Source organism: Caballeronia sp. NCF2 (assembly GCF_023631205.1).
In the GTDB taxonomy this organism is placed as follows: domain Bacteria; phylum Pseudomonadota; class Gammaproteobacteria; order Burkholderiales; family Burkholderiaceae; genus Caballeronia; species Caballeronia zhejiangensis.
Genome location: NZ_JALQDN010000054.1, coordinates 179,605 through 201,514, shown reverse-complemented (window position 1 = coordinate 201,514; position 21,910 = coordinate 179,605). Strand labels below are relative to the sequence as shown.

At 62.7% G+C, this 21,910-nt stretch carries 22 protein-coding genes; 7 read left to right on the top strand and 15 right to left on the bottom strand.

Annotated elements, in window-relative coordinates; all coding sequences use genetic code 11:
• The first annotated feature begins 185 nt into the window (after positions 1-185).
• The gene (locus NCS02_RS18590) at positions 186-950 is read left to right on the top strand and encodes a ParA family protein (protein ID WP_175979479.1); all 765 of its coding nucleotides are present in this window, start codon (positions 186-188) and stop codon (positions 948-950) included.
• A 199-nt stretch (positions 951-1,149) separates the two neighbouring features.
• Entirely contained in the window at positions 1,150-2,052 is a 903-nt protein-coding gene (locus NCS02_RS18585) for a LysR family transcriptional regulator (RefSeq protein ID WP_350029895.1), read from the top strand.
• Positions 2,053-2,055: 3 nt separating this feature from the next.
• On the opposite strand, the gene NCS02_RS18580 is transcribed toward NCS02_RS18585, so the two are convergent.
• The 3 genes from NCS02_RS18580 to NCS02_RS18570 form a co-directional block, all read right to left on the bottom strand.
• Positions 2,056-2,220, bottom strand: coding sequence for an FmdB family zinc ribbon protein (locus NCS02_RS18580; RefSeq protein WP_008353004.1), 165 nt, complete (start codon positions 2,218-2,220; stop codon positions 2,056-2,058).
• 82 nt (positions 2,221-2,302) lie between these two features.
• Positions 2,303-3,115, bottom strand: a complete 813-nt coding sequence (locus NCS02_RS18575; protein WP_250435972.1) for a mechanosensitive ion channel family protein — start codon at positions 3,113-3,115, stop codon at positions 2,303-2,305.
• Between the two features lie 158 nt (positions 3,116-3,273).
• Positions 3,274-3,804: an Lrp/AsnC family transcriptional regulator gene (locus tag NCS02_RS18570; RefSeq protein WP_008353006.1), complete on the bottom strand. Its 531-nt coding sequence runs from the start codon at positions 3,802-3,804 to the stop codon at positions 3,274-3,276.
• A 139-nt stretch (positions 3,805-3,943) separates the two neighbouring features.
• Here NCS02_RS18570 and mdeB point away from each other — a divergent pair, with 139 nt between their 5' ends.
• Positions 3,944-6,652, top strand: coding sequence for an alpha-ketoglutarate dehydrogenase (gene mdeB / locus NCS02_RS18565; protein WP_250456860.1), 2,709 nt, complete (start codon positions 3,944-3,946; stop codon positions 6,650-6,652).
• Here mdeB and NCS02_RS18560 read toward each other — a convergent pair.
• Both NCS02_RS18560 and NCS02_RS18555 read right to left on the bottom strand, forming a co-directional pair.
• Positions 6,649-7,299 (bottom strand): phosphoribosyltransferase, encoded by a 651-nt coding sequence (locus tag NCS02_RS18560; RefSeq protein WP_034471932.1) that lies wholly within the window; start codon positions 7,297-7,299, stop codon positions 6,649-6,651. The two genes, mdeB and NCS02_RS18560, sit on opposite strands and share 4 nt — an antisense overlap.
• A gap of 13 nt (positions 7,300-7,312) precedes the next feature.
• Positions 7,313-8,107, bottom strand: a complete 795-nt coding sequence (locus NCS02_RS18555; protein ID WP_250503064.1) for a crotonase/enoyl-CoA hydratase family protein — start codon at positions 8,105-8,107, stop codon at positions 7,313-7,315.
• Between the two features lie 313 nt (positions 8,108-8,420).
• Here NCS02_RS18555 and NCS02_RS18550 point away from each other — a divergent pair, with 313 nt between their 5' ends.
• Together NCS02_RS18550 and NCS02_RS18545 are read left to right on the top strand one after the other, a co-directional pair.
• Positions 8,421-9,623 carry an ammonium transporter gene (locus tag NCS02_RS18550; RefSeq protein WP_250503063.1) on the top strand — a complete coding sequence of 401 codons (1,203 nt, stop codon included), beginning with the start codon at positions 8,421-8,423 and terminating at the stop codon, positions 9,621-9,623.
• A 197-nt stretch (positions 9,624-9,820) separates the two neighbouring features.
• A complete protein-coding gene (locus NCS02_RS18545; protein ID WP_250503062.1) occupies positions 9,821-12,016 on the top strand; it encodes a hybrid sensor histidine kinase/response regulator family protein in 2,196 nt (731 codons plus the stop codon).
• Between the two features lie 27 nt (positions 12,017-12,043).
• Here NCS02_RS18545 and NCS02_RS18540 read toward each other — a convergent pair whose 3' ends face one another.
• The 3 genes from NCS02_RS18540 to NCS02_RS18530 are packed head-to-tail and all read right to left on the bottom strand — an operon-like array spanning position 12,044 to position 14,021.
• Positions 12,044-12,511: a hypothetical protein gene (locus NCS02_RS18540; protein WP_250503061.1), complete on the bottom strand. Its 468-nt coding sequence runs from the start codon at positions 12,509-12,511 to the stop codon at positions 12,044-12,046.
• Positions 12,512-13,831: a PQQ-dependent sugar dehydrogenase gene (locus tag NCS02_RS18535; RefSeq protein ID WP_008353020.1), complete on the bottom strand. Its 1,320-nt coding sequence runs from the start codon at positions 13,829-13,831 to the stop codon at positions 12,512-12,514.
• Between the two features lie 22 nt (positions 13,832-13,853).
• Positions 13,854-14,021 carry a hypothetical protein gene (locus tag NCS02_RS18530; protein ID WP_250435961.1) on the bottom strand — a complete coding sequence of 56 codons (168 nt, stop codon included), beginning with the start codon at positions 14,019-14,021 and terminating at the stop codon, positions 13,854-13,856.
• 177 nt (positions 14,022-14,198) lie between these two features.
• Here NCS02_RS18530 and NCS02_RS18525 point away from each other — a divergent pair, with 177 nt between their 5' ends.
• Entirely contained in the window at positions 14,199-14,360 is a 162-nt protein-coding gene (locus NCS02_RS18525) for a hypothetical protein (RefSeq protein ID WP_167561849.1), read from the top strand.
• Positions 14,361-14,426: 66 nt separating this feature from the next.
• On the opposite strand, the gene NCS02_RS18520 is transcribed toward NCS02_RS18525, so the two are convergent.
• Genes NCS02_RS18520 through NCS02_RS18510 form a run of 3 tightly spaced genes read right to left on the bottom strand, consistent with a single transcriptional unit; the run spans position 14,427 to position 17,014 of the window.
• The gene (locus tag NCS02_RS18520) at positions 14,427-14,807 is read right to left on the bottom strand and encodes a DUF3175 domain-containing protein (protein ID WP_008353024.1); all 381 of its coding nucleotides are present in this window, start codon (positions 14,805-14,807) and stop codon (positions 14,427-14,429) included.
• A gap of 16 nt (positions 14,808-14,823) precedes the next feature.
• Positions 14,824-15,441 (bottom strand): UdgX family uracil-DNA binding protein, encoded by a 618-nt coding sequence (locus tag NCS02_RS18515; RefSeq protein ID WP_250456855.1) that lies wholly within the window; start codon positions 15,439-15,441, stop codon positions 14,824-14,826.
• 10 nt (positions 15,442-15,451) lie between these two features.
• Complete coding sequence (locus NCS02_RS18510; RefSeq protein ID WP_250503060.1) at positions 15,452-17,014, bottom strand: FAD-dependent oxidoreductase; 1,563 nt, start codon at positions 17,012-17,014, stop codon at positions 15,452-15,454.
• A 201-nt stretch (positions 17,015-17,215) separates the two neighbouring features.
• Between NCS02_RS18510 and NCS02_RS18505 the strand changes: the two genes are divergently transcribed.
• Positions 17,216-18,622: a cytochrome c peroxidase gene (locus NCS02_RS18505; RefSeq protein WP_175979468.1), complete on the top strand. Its 1,407-nt coding sequence runs from the start codon at positions 17,216-17,218 to the stop codon at positions 18,620-18,622.
• A 29-nt stretch (positions 18,623-18,651) separates the two neighbouring features.
• Here the strand turns inward: NCS02_RS18505 and ehuA are convergent, their stop codons facing one another.
• From ehuA to ehuB, 4 genes are read right to left on the bottom strand one after another with little or no spacing between them, the layout of a single operon-like run.
• Positions 18,652-19,476 (bottom strand): ectoine/hydroxyectoine ABC transporter ATP-binding protein EhuA, encoded by an 825-nt coding sequence (gene ehuA / locus NCS02_RS18500; RefSeq protein WP_284504347.1) that lies wholly within the window; start codon positions 19,474-19,476, stop codon positions 18,652-18,654.
• Between the two features lie 26 nt (positions 19,477-19,502).
• Positions 19,503-20,162 carry an ectoine/hydroxyectoine ABC transporter permease subunit EhuD gene (gene ehuD / locus NCS02_RS18495; protein ID WP_208456975.1) on the bottom strand — a complete coding sequence of 220 codons (660 nt, stop codon included), beginning with the start codon at positions 20,160-20,162 and terminating at the stop codon, positions 19,503-19,505.
• A gap of 5 nt (positions 20,163-20,167) precedes the next feature.
• Positions 20,168-20,860 (bottom strand): ectoine/hydroxyectoine ABC transporter permease subunit EhuC, encoded by a 693-nt coding sequence (gene ehuC / locus NCS02_RS18490; RefSeq protein WP_008353030.1) that lies wholly within the window; start codon positions 20,858-20,860, stop codon positions 20,168-20,170.
• A gap of 49 nt (positions 20,861-20,909) precedes the next feature.
• The gene (gene ehuB, locus NCS02_RS18485) at positions 20,910-21,764 is read right to left on the bottom strand and encodes an ectoine/hydroxyectoine ABC transporter substrate-binding protein EhuB (RefSeq protein WP_175979466.1); all 855 of its coding nucleotides are present in this window, start codon (positions 21,762-21,764) and stop codon (positions 20,910-20,912) included.
• Between the last annotated feature and the right edge of the window lie 146 nt (positions 21,765-21,910).

Below are 21,910 nucleotides of genomic sequence, written 5' to 3'. Positions count from 1 at the left end.
CAGGGGCAGTGCTAATAGACCGACACGAATACGGGATCCAGCGACACCTCCCGAACAAACGAACAAAAACCCAAAGCCAAAAACCGCAACCATATTGATGCGATAAGATCACATCCCTGGAACCGCTCAACCCCAGCCAGAACGCACAAAGAAACGAGCGTTCACAAACCCAGGAAGAAAAACCGATGCGCCGTGTGGTCTTCAATCAAAAGGGTGGCGTAGGCAAGTCCACCATCGTCTGCAATCTCGCCGCGATCAGCGCTTCCCGGGGCCTGCGCACACTCGTCATCGACCTCGATCCGCAGGGCAATGCAAGCCAGTACCTGCTAGGCGAACAAGCCCGCGATGCACAGCCGAATCTCGCAAGCTTCTTCGAATCCGCATTGAGCTATAGCTTTCGCGAACCGGCGTTCGAGTCCTTCATTCATGCAACGCCATTCGAGAATCTCGACATCGTGCCGTCGCATCCGAATCTCGAAGCGCTGCAAAGCAAGCTCGAATCGCGCTACAAGATCTATAAGCTGCGTGACGCATTGAAGGGACTGCAACACTACGACGCCGTCTATATCGACACGCCGCCCGCGCTCAACTTCTTCACGCGCTCCGCATTGATCGCCGTGGAGCGCTGTCTGATTCCATTCGATTGCGACGACTTCTCGCGCCGCGCGCTCTATTCGGTGCTCGATAACGTGCAGGAGATCCGCCACGATCACAATCCGGATCTGAGCGTCGAAGGCATCGTCATCAATCAGTTCCAGCCGCGCGCAAGCCTGCCCCAGCAACTCGTCGAGGAACTACGCGGCGAAGATTTGCCTGTGCTCAATTCGCATCTGTCGCTCTCCGTGAAAATCCGCGAGAGCCATCAGCACGCGCGGCCGATGATCTATCTCGAACCGCGTCACAAGCTCGCGCAGGAATACGTCGCGCTGCACGAGGAACTGAACGGCTGACGCGCCGCACTACACGAGAGCGCGGGTAAGTCGGGAATAAATCGGCATCACGCACGTTCTTGCAGAAGACAGGCGCAATCCGTCGCGCCTTCTTTTTCGCCAGAACATGAATATGACCACCGTTCCATCGCAGGCTTCGCACGGGTCTCTCACGGCGACTTCGTCCGGGGCGCCTCCATCGACAGAAAGTCTTTCCGGCATGGTCGCGTTCGTGCGCGCCGCCGAGTCGGGCAGCTTCGTCGCGGCAGGGCGCGCGCTCGGATTGTCGGCTTCGGCAGTAGGCAAGAGCGTGATGCGGCTCGAAGCGAAGCTCGGCGTGCAACTGCTCAATCGCACGACGCGCAGGATCGGCCTCACGCACGAAGGCGCACGTTTCTTCGCGCGCTGCAAACGCATGCTCGCCGATCTCGAAGAAGCAGAGAACGAGCTGTTCCATTCGACGTCGTCGCCGCGCGGACGCCTGCGCATCAGCGCGCCGTCGCTCGGCACGCGGCTATTGATGCCGCTCGTGCCGGACTTCAGGCGGCGCTATCCGGACATCGAACTGGATATCGAATTCAGCGATCGCGTAGTCGATGTCACGCAGGAAGGGTATGACGCGGTGATCCGCACAGGGCGTCTCGCCGATTCGCAATTGCTCGCGCGCCCGCTCACGCAATACGGTCCGGTCGTGATTGGCTCGCCCGCATACTTCGCGGGTCATGGCGAGCCCGCGACGCCCGGCGATCTCGATGGCCATGCGTGCATCCGCTTCCGTTCTCCGGCGAGCGGCCGTCCCGAGCCCTGGCGTTTCGCGCGTGACGATCACACGTTCGCAATCGATCCGCACGCGACGCTCACGTTCAACGACATGGAAGCCGTGCTCGCAGGCTGCATCTCCGGATTGGGGCTCGCGTGCGTGCCGGATTTCGTCGCGAAGAGCGCGATGGACGGCGGCATGCTGCGCGCGGTGCTCGGCGCACACATGCGTCCGGAAGGCGTGTTTCAGATTCTATGGCCGCCGAGCCGTCACGAAGCGCCGCGCTTGCGCGCGTTCATCGATCACGTCGCGCAACGTCTGGGCGGCCTGCCGTCGCACGAAGTGCGGTTTCGCGCGGCTTGAAGTTCAGCTTTTCTTCGTGGTCTTCGCGACGAACGGCGCCGGTGCGTGCGCGACCTTCTCGCTGCCGCACTTCGGGCATTTGAGTTGCACCGTTGCATGCTCGACGATGTGCTCCGCGTGCTCGAAGGTCTCGCCGCAATCCTGACAACGGTATTGATAAGTCGGCATGGCATCCTCCCGCGCGCGACCGGTGATCCGGCGCAAGGCACGCCGGTTCCACTCATTCTAGTTCAGCATTCGCGCGTGAAAATCAGTTGACGACGCGGCGCACGAGCGGCGTTTCCGGCGTCGGATAGCCGGCTTGCCTGAACGTTTCGATGATCGCGCGATTGGTGTCGAAATAGACCTGCCAATAGTCGTTTGTATTGGTGTAAGGCCGCACGCACAGAAGCGGTCCTTCCGGCGTGAACGACAGCACTTCGACATCGGGCGGCGGCGTGGTCGCCACGTTCGGTATCTTCGCGACGGCTTCCTTCAGACGCGCGATGGCATCGAGCGGATCGACGCCATTCGCGATCTTCGCGCTCAGTTCGACGCGCCGATGCGGCAGCAAGCTGAAATTCCAGATCGTGTCGGAGAAGATCTTGTTGTTGCCGATGATGGCCGCGACGTTGTCGGGCGTCGTGATGGTCGTGCCGAAAAGACCAAGCTCAGTGACGGTGCCGGTCACGCCGCCCGCGGTCACGAAATCGCCCACTTTGAAGGGCCGCAACACCTGCATGAACACGCCTGCCGCGAAGTGCGCGAGCAGCCCGCCCCATGCCGTGCCGATAGCGAGACCGAGACCCGCGAGCAACGCCGCGAAAGACGTCGTCTGCACGCCAAAAATCTGCAGAATCGCGAGTACGAGCAGCAGATTGAGAATGACGCCGACGATGGAGCCGAGATAATGCGCGAGCGTCGGATCGACGCGGCCGTTGCGCGAAAGAAGCTTGCGCATCGTGCTCGTGACGAGACCGATCAGCCAGCGCCCGATGATCCACAGCGCGATCGCGCCGATCACCATGATCGCGAAATCGACGCCGCGCGTCATGATGAATACACGTACGGTTTCGATGTTCATGTCTTTCTCGCGTGCGTGGTAATTCGTCAGAGAACACGTCAAGCCGGGAAAACATGCCGCACAGGCCACACGAGTTATAGGCGATGCACCGCGTCATCGCAAGAATTACAGGAATGTTTAGTGCTGTCGGAAGGATCGACCGCTCGTTGCACTATCCATCAGGTCCATTCTGCCTCGTCGGCATTCTGATCGGGCAGGGTCAATCCCGACGCGGGCAACGGCAGCGCGGTTTTATAGCGCACCTGTTTGAGCGCAAAGCTCGAACGAATGTTGGAAACGCCTGGCATCTTCGTGAGCCGTTCCAGGATGAAGCGCTCCAGCGCGGCGACGTCGGGCAATACGACGCGCAACAGGTAATCGGCATCGCCCGTCATCAGATAACACTCCATCACTTCGGGCCGCTCGCTGATCGCTTGCTCGAAACGCGCAAGCGCATCCTTGATCTGCTTTTCCAGACTGACCTGAATGAAGACGTTGATGGAAAGCCCGAGCGCTTCCGGATTCAGCAAGGTGACGTGCTGCTTGAAAAGGCCCGCCTTCTCCAGCGCGCGCACGCGGTTGAAGCAGGGCGTCGGCGAAAGATTGACGGCGCGGGCGAGTTCCGAATTGGTGATGCGCGCGTTTTGCTGTAGCTCATTCAATATGCCGATGTCGATGCGGTCGAGGCGCTGCTTCGAGTGTGCTGTCATAGTCGAAAGATTCCGGTTTTTGGCGTTTCCGAAGAATAAACACACTACAGCAAAGCGAGAAGGCAGCCAAATGAGACGCACATTCTGCGCATCAAAGGATATGCTTGAGCGTATTCTCTAGCCAACGCGGAGTCGCGCCATGACGGACTTGTCGAGCGGTACCACCCAGCTTCTTTCCATTGCCAAGGGACGCGAGGACATCGATCCCGGCGAGACCGCCGAATGGCTGGAGGCGCTCGATGCGGTCGTCGAACACGTAGGCAAGGATCGCGCGCAGTATCTTTTCGACCGGCTCGCGGAGCACGCGCTGTCGGTGGGCGTCGAATCGGCGCGGGCGCGCGCGACGCCTTATGCGAATACGATTCCCGTGGCGCAGCAACAGCCTTATCCCGGCAATCTCGACATCGAGGAAAAGCTCGCCGCGGTGTTGCGCTGGAATGCACTCGCGATGGTCGTGCGCGCGAATCGGGCTTATGGCGAACTCGGCGGCCATATCGCAAGTTATGCATCGGCGGCGGATCTTTTCGAGGTCGGCTTCAATCACTTCTTTGAAGCCGCGAATGAAACGCATGGCGGCGATATCGTCTACTTTCAGCCGCATTCGTCGCCGGGCGTCTATGCGCGCGCGTTTCTCGAAGGCTTTCTCGGCGAAGAACATCTGAAGCATTATCGGCGCGAGATCGCGGGACCGGGCTTGTGCTCTTATCCGCATCCCTGGCTGATGCCGGATTTCTGGCAGTTCCCCACTGGGTCGATGGGCATCGGTCCTATCAATTCCATTTATCAAGCGCGCTTCATGCGCTATTTGCAGAACCGCAATCTCAAGAACACGGAAGGCCGCAAGGTCTGGGGCTTCTTCGGCGATGGCGAAATGGACGAGCCGGAATCGATCGGCGCGCTGTCGCTCGCAGCGCGCGAGCAACTCGATAACCTCGTGTTCGTCATCAACTGCAATCTGCAGCGGCTCGATGGCCCTGTGCGCAGCAACGGGCGCATCGTCGATGAACTCGAAGCGCAATTCACCGGCGCGGGCTGGAACGTCATCAAGGTCTTGTGGGGCTCGGACTGGGACGCGCTGTTCGCGCGCGATCGCTCCAATGCATTGCTGCGCGCATTTGCGCATACCGTCGACGGCCAATTCCAGACTTTCTCGGCGAATGACGGCCGCTATAACCGCGAGCGCTTCTTCGGGCAGAATCCGGAACTCGCGGCGCTCGTCGCGCATATGTCGGATGAAGATATCGACCGTTTGCGCCGTGGCGGTCACGACGTGCGCAAGCTCCACGCCGCTTATGCGAAGGCGCTTTCGCACAAGGGCCAGCCGACGGTGATTCTCGCGAAGACGATGAAGGGCTTCGGCATGGGCGCGGTGGGGCAGGGCCGCATGACGACGCATCAACAGAAAAAGCTCGATCTCGACGATCTCAAGCAGTTCCGCGATCGTTTCCGCCTGCCGCTCTCCGATAACGATGTCGAGCAGCTCAAGTTCTACAAGCCCGCGGATGACGCGCCCGAAATGCGCTATCTGCACGAGCGTCGTGCGGCGTTGGGCGGTTATCTGCCGCGACGTCGCGCGAAGGCTTCGCTTGGCATCACGCCGCCCGCGCTCGCTACGTGGGGCCAGTTCGCGCTCGACGCATCAGCGAAGGAAATGTCCACGACGATGGCTTTCGTCCGCATGCTCGGCAGCTTGCTGAAGGACAAGACGCTCGGACCACGCGTCGTCCCTGTGGTCGCGGACGAGGCGCGCACGTTCGGCATGGCGAATCTCTTCAGGCAAGTGGGCATCTATTCGCCGCTCGGCCAGTTATACGAGCCGGAAGACATGGGCTCGATGCTCTATTACCGCGAGGACACGCGCGGGCAGATTCTCGAAGAAGGCATTTCGGAGGCGGGCGCGGTGTCGTCGTGGATCGCGGCGGCGACTTCATACAGCGTGCACGATCTGCCGATGCTGCCGTTCTACATCTATTACTCGATGTTCGGTTTTCAGCGCATCGGCGATCTGATTTTCGCGGCCGCGGATCAGCGTTCGCGCGGCTTTCTCATCGGCGCGACGGCGGGCCGCACGACGCTCGGCGGCGAAGGCTTGCAGCATCAGGACGGCACGAGCCATCTCTCTGCATCGACGGTTCCGAACTGCCGCGCTTACGATCCCGCGTTCGCGTACGAAGTCGCGGCTATCGTCGATGAAGGCATGCAGGAGATGATGGAACGCCAGAACGACGTGTTCTATTACATCACGGTGACGAATGAAAACTACGCGCAGCCTTCCGCGCCCGGCAGTGCGCTGAATGCGTCCACGCGCGAAGGCATTTTGCGCGGCATCTATCGCATCGGCGGCGATGCCAATGCGCAAGTGCAATTGCTCGGCTCGGGCGCGATCCTCAACGAAGCGATCGCCGCGCGCATGATGCTCAAAGACGACTGGAACATCGACGCCGCCGTGTGGAGCGTGACGAGCTTCACGGAGCTTCATCGCGATGGCGCGTCATGCGAGCGCGCGGCGCGCCTCTCCGACGACGATGCGAGCGTGCCCTTCGTCACGCGCGCGCTCGAATCATCGCGCGGGCCGGTGATCGCGGCGACGGACTATGTGCGCGCGGTGCCCGAACTGATTCGCGCGTATGTGCCGCGCCGTTACGTCACGCTCGGCACCGATGGCTTCGGCCGCAGCGATACGCGTCAATCGTTGCGTGAGTTCTTCGAAGTGGATCGCGTATCGATCGTCATCGCCGCGCTGAAATCGCTCGTGGACGAAGGCGTCATCGAGAAGCAGTCGTTGAAGGCCGCGCGTGAAAAATACGGCAAGACGCAGGAATCGCACGACGCGCCCTGGCTGCGCTAAACATCCTTGCGGGCCGCATCGAGCAACTCGCGCACTTCGTCGTCGCTCGTCTGATCGAAGTCGATGTAGAACTGCCCGACGCCGAAGTATCGATGCGGCCGCATTACGCAGACGAATTCATCGACGATATCTTCCACGCGCGCTTCCGAATCGAGCGGCGCAACGGGCAGCGCCGCGACGATCTTCGACGGGCGCGCATGACGCAAGGACATCGCCGCGGCCTTCATCGTTGCGCCGGTCGCCATGCCGTCATCGACGACGATCGCCACGCGTCCGTTCATATCGAGCGGCGGCATGTCGCCGCGATACAGCGCCTCGCGCCGCTCGAGCTCGGCGCGCTCCATCGCGATCACGCGATCGAGTTCGTCTTTCCCGACGCCTGCATATTCCACGATGCGCTCGTCGAGAAAGAACGCATCGCCGGATGCGATCGCGCCCATCGCGAGTTCCGGCTGCACCGGCACGCCGAGCTTGCGCACGACGAGCACATCGAGCCGTGCGCGCAATGCACGTGCGACTTCGTATGCCACGGGCACGCCGCCGCGCGGCAATGCGAGCACGGTGACGTCGTCACGGTCCGCATACGCGCCGAGATGCTGCGCGAGCTCGCGGCCCGCTTCCCTACGGTTCTCGAACACTGAGTTCATGTCGCTCGTCCTTTCAGTCCCGATGTCTTGCGATGAAACGCGTCGCGCCTTCGAGACCTTCATCGAACACCGCGCGATATCCGCTCGCGCCTTCGCGCTGCAAGGCGCGGCCCAGGTCGGCATCGAATGCGTTGTCGTGCGCGGAGCATAAGTCGGCGCGCAACGCGGCCTGCGGCAGCGCGGCCAGTTCGCATGCGAGCGCTTCGGCGACATTGCGCGCTTCGCCCGCCGGCGCAATGCGATTCGCAAGGCCGATAGCGAGCGCTTCGTCAGCATCGACGGCGCGGCCAGTGAGGATCAGATCGAGCGCGCGCGACATGCCGATGAGACGCGGCAGCCGTGTCGTGCCGCCATCGATGAGCGGCACGCCGACGCGTCTGCAGAACACGCCTAGCACCGCGTGTTCCTCGACGACGCGCAGGTCGCACCACGCGGCAAGCTCGAGTCCGCCTGCGACCGCATGACCGGCGATGGCGGCGATCACGGGTTTGTGCAGCGTGAGCCGCGTCGGTCCCATCGGGCCGGGGCCGCTGCCGTCGGCATGGATCTTGTTGCGGCGCGCGTCATCGTTGAGTGCGGACAGATCAGCGCCCGCGCAGAACGTGCCGCCCGCGCCCCATAGCACGGCGACGGATAACGCATCGTCGGCATCGAAGCGCTCGAACGCCTCTCGCAATGCGTCGGCCATGGAACGATCGACGGCATTGCGACGCGCGGGCCGATCGAGCACGACCGTGACGACACGCGGATCGCGCTCATGCGATTCCATGCGTACGTGCTCGCCAAATCGTTCGATGCGTGAGGTCATGGCCACTCCGTTTTGCACGCGACCAGTCTTCAGAATACTCGCCGCGCAACGCGAACGTGCATCGCATCGCATGCTTGCGATAAGCCTACGGCGTCCCTTCGCATCGAAATATTTGGCTCTTGCGCGGTGCATTCAATGCCATGCAACGGGGCACTGCACCAAGATCGGGCGCACCGAAAAAGTTAGCGTCACGGCCCGTTGCACCATGCCAATCCGCGCTGCGCAAAGCGTCTGCACCGTTTGGATGCCGTCTGCGCCAACTTGGCCCGGAACTTGCAAAACGTGCGCCTCTTCCAGACCAATCGCTCGAATCATGCAGGCACTCCAATCCGGAACCGACACTCTTTTTCTGCTGTTAGGCGCCGCGATGGTGCTTGCGATGCACGCAGGTTTCGCCTTTCTCGAACTCGGCACCGTGCGCCGCGAGAATCAAGTGAATGCGCTCGTGAAGATCCTCGTGGACTTCGCCGTGTCGACGCTTGCGTACTTCTTCATCGGCTACAACATCGCGTACGGCGTGCAGTTCATGCACAGCGCCGATATCCTCGCGCAGCACAACGGCTATGCGCTCGTGCGCTTCTTCTTTCTGCTGACCTTCGCCGCGGCGATTCCGGCGATCGTGTCGGGCGGCATTGCGGAGCGCTCCAAGTTCAATCCGCAACTGTTCGCGACCTGCGTGATCGTCGGCTTCATTTATCCCTTACTGGAAGGCGTCGCGTGGAACGAGCGTTTCGGCATTCAGGCGTGGCTCACGCACACGTTCGGCGCGCCGTTTCATGATTTCGCCGGCTCGGTCGTCGTGCATGCGTTCGGCGGCTGGGTCGCGTTGCCCGCCGTGCTGCTGCTCGGGCCGCGTCACGGGCGTTATCACAAGGACGGGCGCATCGCCGCGCATCCGCCGTCGAGCATTCCGTTTCTCGCGCTCGGCGCGTGGGTGCTTGCGGTCGGCTGGTTCGGCTTCAATGTGATGAGCGCGCAGACCGTCGACAAGATCAGCGGCCTCGTCGCCGTCAACTCGCTGATGGCGATGGTCGGCGGCACGCTCGCCGCATGGTTCGCGGGCCGCAACGATCCGGGCTTCACGTATAACGGGCCGCTCGCGGGTCTCGTCGCGGTATGCGCGGGCTCGGACCTCATGCATCCGCTCGGCGCGCTGATCGTCGGCGCGGTCGCGGGCGTGCTTTTCGTACAGATGTTCACCTGCGTGCAGAACCGCTGGCGCATCGACGACGTGCTCGGCGTGTGGCCGCTGCACGGCATGTGCGGCGCGTGGGGTGGCATCGCGGCGGGCGTGTTCGGGCAGAAGGCGTTCGGCGGCATCGGCGGCGTGTCGATCGGGTCGCAGCTCATCGGCACGGCGGGCGCCGTCGTGCTCGCGCTCGCGGGCGGTGCGCTCGTGTATGGCGCCATCAAGATGACAGTGGGCCTGCGGCTCGATCGCGAAGAAGAGTTCAATGGCGCCGATCTCGCGATTCATCGCATATCCGCGACGCCCGATCGCGAAATGGCCGGCTGAAGCCGACGCTCGCGCCGGGTCCACAAGCCCTGCGACGAGTGGCCAGGCATGCGCCTGGCTAAATCAGAAGAAAGGCCGCCGGCGACCGATGCACTCGCCGCGTTTAAAGAGAATGCCGGCGTTTTCTTCATTCTTCATACCGCTCCGACTCCTCGCCGGTTACGATATGCCGGTCGACTTCCTCGGAGACGCAACGCTTGGACTCCACAGAGACCGCGACATTCGATCTGCCGCTGCCTGCCCGCCATTTCGCATCGATGCGCAAGGTGCTGCTGCTCGTATTGGGCGCATCCATCGTCATTCCGGTCGCGTGCCTTTGCATCTACGGCTACTACGATCATCAGCGCCGCTTCGCCGATGCGCGGGAACTCACGGAACGCCTCACGCGCGTCGCCGACGAGCACGCGCTGAAAGTGATCGACCTCAATCAGCAACTGGAGACGCGCATCGTCGATCTGCTCGGCGATAGCGACGACGCGCTCATCAAGAGCCGCGAAGCGGAGCTGCATCGCACGCTCGACGACATGAGCGGCACGCTCGCGCAAATCGCGGCGATCTCCGTGTTCGGCGAGAAAGGCGCGCTGCTCGCCAACAGCCGCTGGTATCCCGCGCCCGCGATATCGATCGAGGATCGCGACGATTTCCAGTCCGCGCGTGCGGTGGCGCCCGTCACGTACTTTTCGTTGCCCTTGCGCGGCAAGGTGGCGCGCTCGGATGTCTTCACGACGACGATGGGACGCATCGGCCGAAACGGGAAGTTTCTGGGCGTCGTGTCGATTGCGTTGAAGCGCGACTACCTCACCGATTTTTATCGCGAACTCGCGGCGGGCGACAAGGCGGTCGTCATCGGGCTTTATCGGCGCGACGGCAATATCCTCGCGCGCTTTCCGGCCGCCATGGAGAGCAGGCAACCCGCGACCAATACACCCTTTACCGCCGCGTTTCGCAACAACGAGCTTTACGGCAGCATGCGTCTTCGTTCGACCGTCGATCACGTCGATCGCTTGCTCGCGTTCAGACGCGTGGGCGACTATCCGCTCTATGTGTCGACGGGCTATGCGGCCTCCGCTGTTCTCGCTCGCTGGCGCAATCACCTTGCGCTCGTCGCGACGATGGCGCTCGTGCCGTGCATCGCGGTGTGGCTGCTGATCCTGTTCTCGATCCGCCGGCTCAATGCGGAGCAGGCCGCATGGGAACGCTGGCAGGCCGAAGTCGCGACGCGCCTTTCCGTCGAGGCGTCGAGCCGGCAATTGCGGCGCATGGGCGCGCTCGGCAATCTCGTCGCGAACGTCGCGCACGACTTCAACAATCTGCTGATGGTCGTCGGCTCGAACATGGAGCTTGCCCGACACAAGCGCTTCAACGACGTCGAAAGCGAAGTGCTCGCGGTGGAACGTGCCACGGCCGGGGCCGAATCGCTCGCGCGGCGGCTGATGAGCGTCGCGCGCAAGCAGCCGCTGAAACGCGAGCTCGTCGATCCCGCCGACTGGCTGCGAAGCGTGCTCGATCTCGTGAAGAAATCGGTGCATCCGTCCGTCGCGGTGACGCTGGAGTTATCGCCCGATCTGTGGCGCGTCATGGCCGATCGGGTCGAACTGGAGATCGCGCTCGTGAACGTCGCGGTGAATGCGAGCGATGCGATGCCGCACGGCGGGCGCGTGCTGATCCGTTGCCAGAACGCGCGCGTGCGCGGCGCGGAAACGGATATTCCCGATGGCGAATACGTGCTCGTCTCGATCACCGACAACGGCGAAGGCATGACCGAGCAAGTGCAGCGCCGCGCGTTCGAGCCGCTCTTCACGACGAAGCAGCGCGGCGCGGGCACGGGCCTCGGCCTCACGCAGGTGCTCGCCGCGTGCGAGCAGGCGGGCGGCACGGCGCGCATCACGAGCGTGGCGGGATCGGGCACGACCGTGCGCCTCTATCTGCCGCGCCATCATGGTCCGGCACCGAAGGAATCGAAGGCCTATGTGCCGCCCGATGTCGAGACGCCGCCGATCGTGCCCGTATCCGATGAAGAAGACGAGCCGTTGCGCGGCACGTCGGTGCTGCTCGTGGAAGACAACGCGGATGTCGCGGCGGGCGTGACGGCGGTGCTCGAAGTGCTCGGCTGCGCGGTGCATCACGAAGAAAGCGCCGATGCCGCGTTCGCGCTATTGGGCGAAGGTTATGGATTCGATCTCGTGTTGTCGGATGTGCAGATGCCGGGCCGCATGAACGGCATCGATCTGGCCGAGCAGATCATGTCGCGTTTGCCATCGCAGAAGCTCGTGCTGATGACGGGTTATGCCGATGAACTCGAACGCGCGAAGCATCTCGGCGTGCCCATTCTCGCGAAGCCATTCGACATGGACGATCTGCTCGATCTCATCGCGCCGGGCGTGCCGCATTGATCGCGACAGGCGCGTGCCGTGATGCCGCTACTTGCGCACGGCACGCGCGCCGACGAGCGGATTGAACGCCGCGCGCTTCGGCTCGGCTTCTTCTTCCGTGCTCTTCTTCGCGGCGCGCGCCTTCGCGCGCGGCGGCGATGGGTCGCCGCCCAGTTGAGTCAGGAGATCTTCGTCGTCCTCGGCTTGCGCTTCGTCCTCTTGCGTCTCGCGCGCGCCGCCCGCGAGATGCTCGACCACGGAGATGAAGTCCTTGCGTGCGTTCTTCAACGCACGTCCCGGCATCATCACGAGCACGACGGCTTCGTGCACCGTATGGCCATCGACGGTTTGCAGCGTGCCATCTTCGTTCCAGTCGATGCTGCTATTCGCGTAAGCCGCGACGACGTGATGCAGCACCGCAGGCGACATCACGCCCGCATCGTAAAGCCCGACGATCTGCTTTTCCGCGAGCGCGAAGAGACCCGGCGCGCCGCGTGCCGACTTTCGCGCGGCCATTTATTTCGCGGCGGGCGCGACCCGCCACACCGTATTGCCGATATCGTCGGCGACGAGCAATGCGCCTTTGCCATCGATCGCCACGCCGACAGGACGGCCGAGCGCATGACCATCCGACGACAGAAAGCCCGTCAGAATATCTTCGGGCGGTCCTGAAGGCTTGCCATTGTCGAAGGGCACGAAGATCACCTTGTAGCCACTTCTCGGCTTGCGATTCCACGAACCATGTTGACCGATGAACGCGCCATTTCGATAGCGTTGCGCAAATGCGGTGCCGTCATAAAACGCGAGACCGAGCGAAGCGGTGTGCGCGCCGATCGCATAGTCCGGCGCGATCGCCGATTGCACGAGATCCGCGCGTTGCGGCTTCACGCGATCATCGACATGCTGACCGTAATAGCTGTATGGCCAGCCATAGAAAGCGCCGTCTTTCACGGAGGTCAGATAGTCCGGCACGAGGTCGTTGCCGAGTTCGTCGCGCTCGTTGACCACGGTCCAGAGCGCGCCGCTCTGCGGCTGCCACGCCATGCCGTTCGGATTGCGCAAGCCCGTCGCGAAGAGGCGCGACTGCTTCGATTCGATATCGACTTCCATGATCGCCGCGCGGCCGTTCTCCGCGTCGATGCCGTTCTCCGCCACATTGCTGTTCGAGCCGACCGTCACGTAGAGCTTCCTTCCGTCGCGGCTCGCGATGATGTTCTTCGTCCAGTGATGGTTGATATCGCCGGCAGGCAAGTCGATGAACTTCTCGCCCGGCGTCGTGATTTGCGTCGTGCCGTTTTCGTACTTGAAGCGCAGGATCGCGTCGGTATCCGCGACGTAGAGATCGTCGCCGACGAGCGCCATGCCGAACGGCGAATGCAGCTTGTCGATGAACACGCTGCGCGTTTCAGCGATTCCGTCGCCATCGGCATCGCGCAGCAGCATGATGCGGTCCGGGCTTGGAACGGCCGCGCCCGCGCGCTTCATCACCTTCTTCATGACGAAGCCTTTGATGCCTGCGTTTTCGTCGTGCTTCGCGGGCGCATTGCTTTCGGCGACGAGCACGTCGCCATTGGGCAGCGTCGCAAGCCAGCGCGGATGTTCGAGCCCCGTGCCGAACGCGGTCACATCGAAACCCTCGGGCGCGATGGGTTTTTGTCCCTGCGCCCAAGGTTTGGCAGGCGCGATGTTCACCGTCGGCATCATCGCTCTGCGCGGTGCGGGCAGCGTCGGGTTCGGGCCAAAGTCGTTCGCGTAATCGTCGGCGATGGCCGCGCCGCTCGCGAGCAACAACGCGAGCGCGACCGTGCCTGCCAGATGGCTCGGATGCGTTTTCAAACGTGACTCCTGAAACGTCGATTCAACCGCCGCCGATGCCTTGCGTCACCTTGCCCGTTCCGCCGCACGTCTTGCAGTCGGCGCCTTCGAGCTTGCCCGAGCCGTTGCAGTCCGGACAGATGTCTTCGCCGGTACCGGGCGCGCCGGGCTCGGCTTCATCGCCGGGATTGAGAGGAGGTTCTTGCACCATTGCTGTCTCCTTTGAGCGGGTCGCATCGTTTCTTAGCGGAAGCAAGAGACGTTCCTCGTGACGTTGCGAAGCGCCCGCATCATGCGGACGTCCGTTCTGGTACGCGCGATGCTCGCACTATCGTGCGGCGCAAGCCGAGGCTTTTAACCTACGCGATGACTTAGCCAGGAGGGCTTCATGAGCGGAAATCAAAAGCAAACGGGCAATCAGCCATCGACGCCCAAGCAGCACGGCCAGCAAGACCGGTCGCCGGGGCAACCGCAACAGGATCAGCAGAGCGGTCAGCAGCAGCAGAATCAGCCGTTGCCACAGCATCAGGGCGGTCAGCGGCAACCCTGATCTTCATGGAGAAGCGGTAGCCACGCAACGCGCGCGGCCTCGTTCCGACGAGGCCGCGCGGACGTTTCAGGGCTTGCGTCCGAACGCTTCGCGCAAGCGTTTTTTCGCGCGTTCCAGCGTGCTCTTGCGCGACTTCGGCAGATTGCGGCCCGCGCGATTGATGTAGAAGTTCAGCATCGACATTGCCGATTGAAACGGCGAGCCCTTGCGGCGGGTGCTGCGCGTCGACGAGCGCTTGAGCGAATCGGCGATCTCCTGCGCGTTGCCGGTCTTGAAGATGTCGCGCTGAATATCCATTGCATCGCTCGTTTCCATCACATGATGCGACCAGCGATGCGTCGTGCGCTCCGGCTTCTTGCGGACGCTCGCAAGCGAATGCCGCTGGCGCGTGCTGGGCCGCTTGCCGCTATTCTTCTTTTTCGCTGCTGTCTTTGCGCTCGTTGTCATAGTCATTCCCTCAACGCTATTTCCGATGACGCGCGACGAGCCGATGTGCATCGCGCAACGCTTCGACGATTGCCTTGTATGCACGCTCGCGTGTCTCCGGATCGGGCGCGCGCAACGCGAACGAAGGATGATAGGTCGCGACGATCGCATGTCCCTCGTGTTCGAGCGCGTGCCCCATCGAGGCCTGCAGGGTCGCCTTCGAATCGCGCAACACGGACTTGAGCGCAGTCGAGCCGAGCGCGACGATCACTTGCGGCGCAACATCGCCTGTCTCGCGATCGAGCCAGTAATGGCAGGCATCGATCTCGCGCTGCGCAGGCGTCTTGTGCAGACGCCGCTTGCCGCGCGGTTCCCACTTGAAGTGCTTGACCGCGTTCGTTACATACACCTCCTTGCGCGCGACGCCGGCTTCTTCGAGCGCGCGATCGAGCATCGCGCCGGCAGGCCCGACGAACGGCTTGCCCTGCAAGTCTTCCTGATCGCCCGGCTGCTCGCCGACGATCATGATCGGCGCATGACGCGGACCGTTGCCCGGCACCGCTTGCGTCGCGTGTTCCCAGAGCGCGCAACGCCGGCATTCGTCGAGCGATGCGGGCGTCTGTTGCGGGTCGATATCGGCGCGTTTCGTGGCCATGTTCGCGCGCTCAGGCGTTGGCGATGCGACGTGCGTCTTCGAGCGTGAGCGGCTCGCGCATCGCTTCGGCGAGACGGCACACGGCGGCGTCGTGTTCGCACGCGACCACCGCGCCCACGCGTCCATCCTTCATCAGATACGCGATGAAATGCTGCGCTTCGAGATCGCCGTCTATTTCGACGCTGTCGGGCTCGCTGACATGTCCAAGATAGTCGAAGGTCTTCTCGTAGTGATAGGTCCAGAAGTAAGGAACGCCGACATACGTGCGTGCGCTGCCCGCCATGTTGTACGCGGCGACGCGCGCATGTTGCTGCGCGACACGCCAATGCTCGATGCGCACGCGCTGGTCCGAGCGCGGCAACGGAAAGCGCGCGATATCGCCGGCGGCATAGAGCGCGGGCGCGGCGAGCATGGACGTGTCCACATCGATGCCGCCATCGTCCGCGAGCTCGACGTCCGCAAGAAACGACGTGGCGGGATCGACGCCCGTGCCCGCGAGCACGACATCGGCTGCGATCTTCTCGCCGGAATCGAGGATCACTTCGCTCACCGCGTTGCCGCCCCTCAATGTGCTTACGCGTGCATTCATATGAAACGTCACGCCGTTCTTCTCGTGCAGCTTTCTGAACATCTCGCCGATGCGCTCGCCGAACTGCTTCGCGAACGGCACCTTGCCCGGCGCGACGATGGTCACGTCGACGTTTCGCTTCCTCAGACATGAAGCCGCCTCGAGCCCGATGAAACTCGCCCCGACGATCACCGCGCGCTTGTGCTGTTCGAGCGATGCGAGGATCGCACGCGCATCGTCGCGAGTGCGCAGCAGATGTACATGCGCGAGGTTTGCGCCGGGCGTCGTAAGCGGCTTCGGCACGCCGCCGGTGCAGACGAGCGCGGCGTCGTAATCGATCTTGTGCCCGTTTGCGAGTTCGACGCGCCGGTTCTTCGCGTCGAGATGAACGGCAGGCGATTCGTTGCGTTCGATGTCGTGCTTCGCGAAGAAATCGTCGTCGAGCAGGGGCGGAACGTCGTCGGGTGGCATGTCGCCCGCGAGCGTGAACTTGCTGAGCGAGGTGCGATCGTACGGCTCGCGCGCGTCGCCGCCGACCAACACGATGCGTCCGCCGAAACCGGCTTCGCGCAACGCCGAGCAAGCGGCCGCGCCCGCCGCGCCCGCGCCCACGATGAGCATGGTCCGGCTATCGTTGGTCTGTTTCTGCGATACGTCGCCGCTCTCCATGGGTTGCGCGGACACATACACATCGCCGTCCTTGAGCATCGCTTCATAGCGCGTCAACGCCTTCGAAGGCGGCGGCTCGACGAGACTGCCGTCGCCGACATCGAACGTGCCTTTGTGCCACGGACACACGATGCGTCCGTTGCAAATCGCGCCTTCGTCGAGCGGTCCGCCCGCATGCGGGCATTTGGCGGTGTACGCGCGCACATTCTCTCCGTCGCGCACGAGGAGGATCGGAATGTCCTTCGCGTCCTTGTCTTCGCTCTTGACGCACACGCGCGTGCCGCGCCCGGCGGACAGATCCGCGAAACGCGCGACTTTATGCAGGGTGGGGGGCATCGCACTCTCCGGTGGTCATCGAATGAGCGTGAAGCAATAAACGGTCCTCGACGCTCATGCGACGCCATGGCGCACGGCATTCGACGCCACGCATCAGGCGCGACAAGTTGTCCGGGAAAGAACGTTGACGGCTCTCAACCACGATTCCGGCCGCGTTCGTTAGCATCGCTAGCCAACTAATTCGAAAGCTAGAGCCAGTCGATGTCAAACATGTTGAAGAAGTCGTTGTTAGCGGTCGCGGGGGTCGTCATTGCAGGATATCTGGGCATGTCGGGTTATGCGTATCTGCACGACACGGCGTATGCGAGCAAGGCCGCAGAAGGACCGGTGTCGTCGGCGCAAGCGGGTTCCATTCGCAACGTGCTGAACCGCAACGCATGCTATTACTGCCATTCGACGAAGGCCGAATTGCCGTCGTATTCGACATGGCCTGGCATCGCGCAGTTATCGAAGCATGACGTCGAGAAAGGGCTGCGTCATTTCCGTATCGACGCGCTGTACAACGCTCTCGAAGACGGCACGCCCGCGCCTGAAGCCGATATCGCCAAGCTCGAAACAGTCGTGAAAGACGGCACGATGCCGCCCGCTGCGTTCCGCGCCGTGCACTGGAGCACGGGCCTGACGCAGGATGATCGCGACATGCTGCTCGAATGGATCGCCGATGTCCGCAAAGCGAACTATGCGACGCACGGCGTAAGCGACGAATTCGCGAACGAGCCGGTGCAGCCATTGCCGGCATCGCTGCCCGTCGATGCGCGCAAGGTCGCGCTCGGCATGCGCCTGTTCCACGATCCGCGCCTGTCGTCTGACAATTCGATCTCGTGTGCGAGCTGTCATGGCCTCGGAACCGGTGGCGTCGACAACCGCAAGCTATCGCTCGGCGTGGGCGGTCAACTCGGCGGCGTGAACGCGCCGACCGTATTCAACGCGGCGCTGAATCACGCGCAGTTCTGGGACGGACGTGCCGCGACGCTGCAGGATCAGGCGGGCGGGCCGCCGCTGAATCCGGTCGAGATGGCTTCGGTTTCGTGGGATCAGATCATCGGGAAGCTGAACAAGGATGCGGAGTTCACGCGCGCCTTCACGAGTGTGTATGAACGCGGCTGGTCGGGCGACGACATCACGGACGCCATCGCCGAATTCGAAAAGACCTTGCTGACGCCGAGCCGTTTCGACGCTTATCTTCGCGGCGACAAGACCGCACTCAACGAGCAGGAATTGCGCGGCTATCAGCTATTCAAGGCGAACCGTTGCGCGACCTGTCACGTCGGCGCGAATCTCGGCGGCCAGTCGTATGAACGGATGGGACTTGCCGGCGATTACTTCGCGGCGCGCGGCGTTGCATTGACGGATGCGGACAAAGGCCGCGCGAACGTGACACGCGATCCGGGCGATCTGCATCGCTTCAAGGTGCCGGGACTGCGCAACGTCGCGCTGACCGCGCCGTATTTCCACGACGGCAACGTGAACGACCTGCATCAGGCCGTTCGCGACATGGCGAAGTACGAAGTGGGAACGAAGCTATCGGAAGCGGATGTCGAGTCGATCGTCGCGTTCCTCAAGGCACTCACGGGAACCTATACGCCGCTGGCGGCGAGCACGCAGTAAGCCGCACCCGCGCCGCGCGCAGCAACGAATCAAAGCGCCTCGGTCACCGCACGCAGGAACTGCCGCGTGCGCTCATGCTGCGGTGCGCTGAAGAACTGCTGCGGCGGCGCCTGTTCGATGATCTTGCCTTGCGAGAAGAAACACACGCGATCGGCGAACTCTTTCGCGAAGCCCATCTGGTGCGTGACCATCAGCATCGTCAGGTTGTGTTCTTCGCCGAGACGGCGAATCACGTTGAGCACTTCGCCGCATAGTTCGGGATCGAGCGCGGATGTCACTTCGTCGAACAGCATGATCTTCGGCCGCATGGCGAGCGCTCGCGCAATCGCGACGCGCTGCTGCTGTCCCCCCGACAATTGCGACGGGTAATGCTCGCACTTCTCCGCGAGGCCGACGAGCGACAGCAGTTCGCGCGCGCGCTCGGTCGCTTCCTTCTTCGACAATCCGAGCACGCTCATTGGCGCTTCGATCGTATTCGCGAGCGCGGTCATGTGTGGAAAGAGATTGAAGCTCTGAAACACCATGCCGATCTTGCTGCGAACCTGACGAACATGCCGCGGCGATGCGGGCACGAGCTTGCCGCCGCGCATTTCGTGCGTGAGCGGCTGCCCGTCCACTTCGATGACGCCATCGGTCAGCGGATCGAGCGTCATCAGTACGCGCAATAGCGTGGACTTGCCCGAGCCGCTCGGCCCGATGATCGCCACCTTCTCGTTCGGCGCGACATCGAGATCGAGGCCGTCGAGCACGGTCAGCGCGCCGTAGCGTTTGGTGACGTTGCGAAAGCGCACCATCGGCGTGTTCGCGCTGGCGTCGGCTGCGCCGCCGAGCGCGGGGTCGAAATCCCGTTTCATCTGCTGCTCCTGGTATTGAGTCGCGGTCATGGCAGCCTCACGCGCCGTTCGATATGACGCACGCCCGAAGCGAACGTCACGCTGATGATGAGAAAGAAGATTCCGGTCATCGTGATGGGTTCGAGATAGCGAAAGGTCTCGGAGCCGATGTTCTTCGCCTGCTGCATCAGTTCGACGACGGTGATCGCGGAGAGCACCGGCGTGTCCTTGAACATCGCAACAAGGTAGTTGCCGAGCGCGGGAATCACCGGGCGGATCGCTTGCGGCAGAATCACGCCGGTATAGGTGCGCCACGGCCGGAGCGACAGCGCGCACGATGCTTCCCATTGTCCGCGTGCAACGCCGTTGAGTCCCGCGCGATACACCTCGGACACATAGCATGCGTAATGGACCGCGATGCCGAGCGTGCCCGCCGTCAACGCCGACATCGTGAAGCCGTAAAGCGGCGCGACATAGAAGAGCACGTACACCTGAATCAACAGCGGCGTGCTGCGTATGAACTCGATGAAGAACGCAGTCGTCTTCGCGAGCGGCGCGAAATCGCTGCGCCGCATGATGGCGAGAACGAGGCCGAGCACGAGCGCGATGGCGAACCCGACGAGCGTGATGCCGATCGTATAAGTCGCCGCGCGCGCGAGTTCCGGCAGGATATGCAGCGCGTATTTCACATCGAAGAGTTGACCCAGCGACGTCATGATGCGGCCCCCGGTAAGGTGCGGCTCGCGCGACGGATCGCGACATGACTGCTCACGCGCCGCTCGAACACGCGCATCACGGCGACGATCACCTGCGCGAGCACGAAGTAGATGAGCAGCGTGAGCCCGAAGATTTCCGCTGTCTTGAAGGTCGCTTCGTCGAGCTGGCGCGCGCGGAACGTGAGATCCGACAGCGTGATCAGCGAGACGAGCGATGTGCCCTTCAACAGTTCGATCATCAGATTCGTCGCGGGCGGCAGCGCGTTGATCATCGCCTGCGGAAGCACGATGCGACGCAGCCGCGCCGTGGCCGGCATGTTCAGCGCGAGCGCCGCTTCGTACTGTCCGCCCGGCACCGAACGCAGCGCGCCGCGCAGAATCTCGGAGCCATACGCGCCGTAGTGCAACCCGAGCCCGACGATGGCGACCGTGAAGGGCGTCAGTTGCACGTTGAACGGCGGCAGCGGCAGCACGAAGAAGAGCCAGAACAACTGCACGAGTAGCGAAGTGCCGCGAAACACTTCGACATACACGTTGCCGATCCATCGCACGACACGGTATGGCGCGGCGCGCAACGCCGTCGCGACGCCCGCCATGACGATCGCAAGCAGGATGCTGATGAAGGCGATCTGGATCGTGACGAGTGTGCCCTTCATCATCAAGGGCAGAAGCTCACGGAGGTCACTCATGACGGTTCCTCGCTAGTAGATGAAGCTGCGCGTCGCGATGCATCGATGCTCAACCGGCGCACAGTTCCGGCGCTTTCTTCGCTGTCACGTTGGACTTGTCGAAGCCGAAGGGCGCGACCGTCTTCAGATGATCGTCGGTGCCGAGCCACTGATGCAGCTCCTTGTTGACGGCGTCGCGCAGATCGGTGTCTTCGGGTCGGAACGCGAGCGCGCCATAGCCTGTGTGCTTCGGATCGTCGTTGAACTGCTTGATCGCCTCGACCGACGAGCCGCCTTTTTCGGCGAGGCCCTTCATCGTCAATGCGGTGCCGACAGCCGCGTCGGCGCGACGCGCGCGCACGGCCTGCAATTGCGCGGTCGTGTCCGGAACCTGAAGAATCTGGTCGTCCTTGATGCCCGCCGCGCGCGCATAACCGAGTTCCGCCGTACCTGCCATCACAGCAAGCTTCGTGTCCGGCTGCTTCGCGACATCGGCATAGCTGTGCAGGTTCTTCGGATTGCCCTTCATCGTCAGCAGCGTGTCGGGAATCTGATATTGCGGATCGGCGAACGCCACTTGCTTGCAACGCTCGGGCGTGATGTACATGCCCGCTGCAATCACGTCGAAGCGGCCGGCTTTGAGGCCCGGAATCAATGCGCCCCATTCGGTCAGCACCGCATCGACCTTCTTCACGCCGAGCTTGGCGAACACCTTCTTCGCGATCTCGGGCGATTCGCCGGTTACGGTGCCATCGGGCGTCGTGTAGGCGAAGGGCGTTTCGTTCGCATAGCCGATACGCACCTCGCCGGTGCGCTGGATGCGCTGCAAGGTGGTTTCCGCGTTCGCGCTCGTGGCATAGGCGGCAAGACTCGCTGCCGCGACGCACGCCGCCGCCAGCATTCCAGACAGTCGCTTCGTGTTCATATCGTTCCCGTAGTAATGGTTCTTCAAGCGTGGTCGAGTGGGGCGGCGCTGCATGTGAGAGACCGAGGAAAACCCTTACTCCAAGGGGCTTTGGAGTCACTCGCCGCATAGCCACCGACGCAGAATACAAAGCCATATATTTGTTC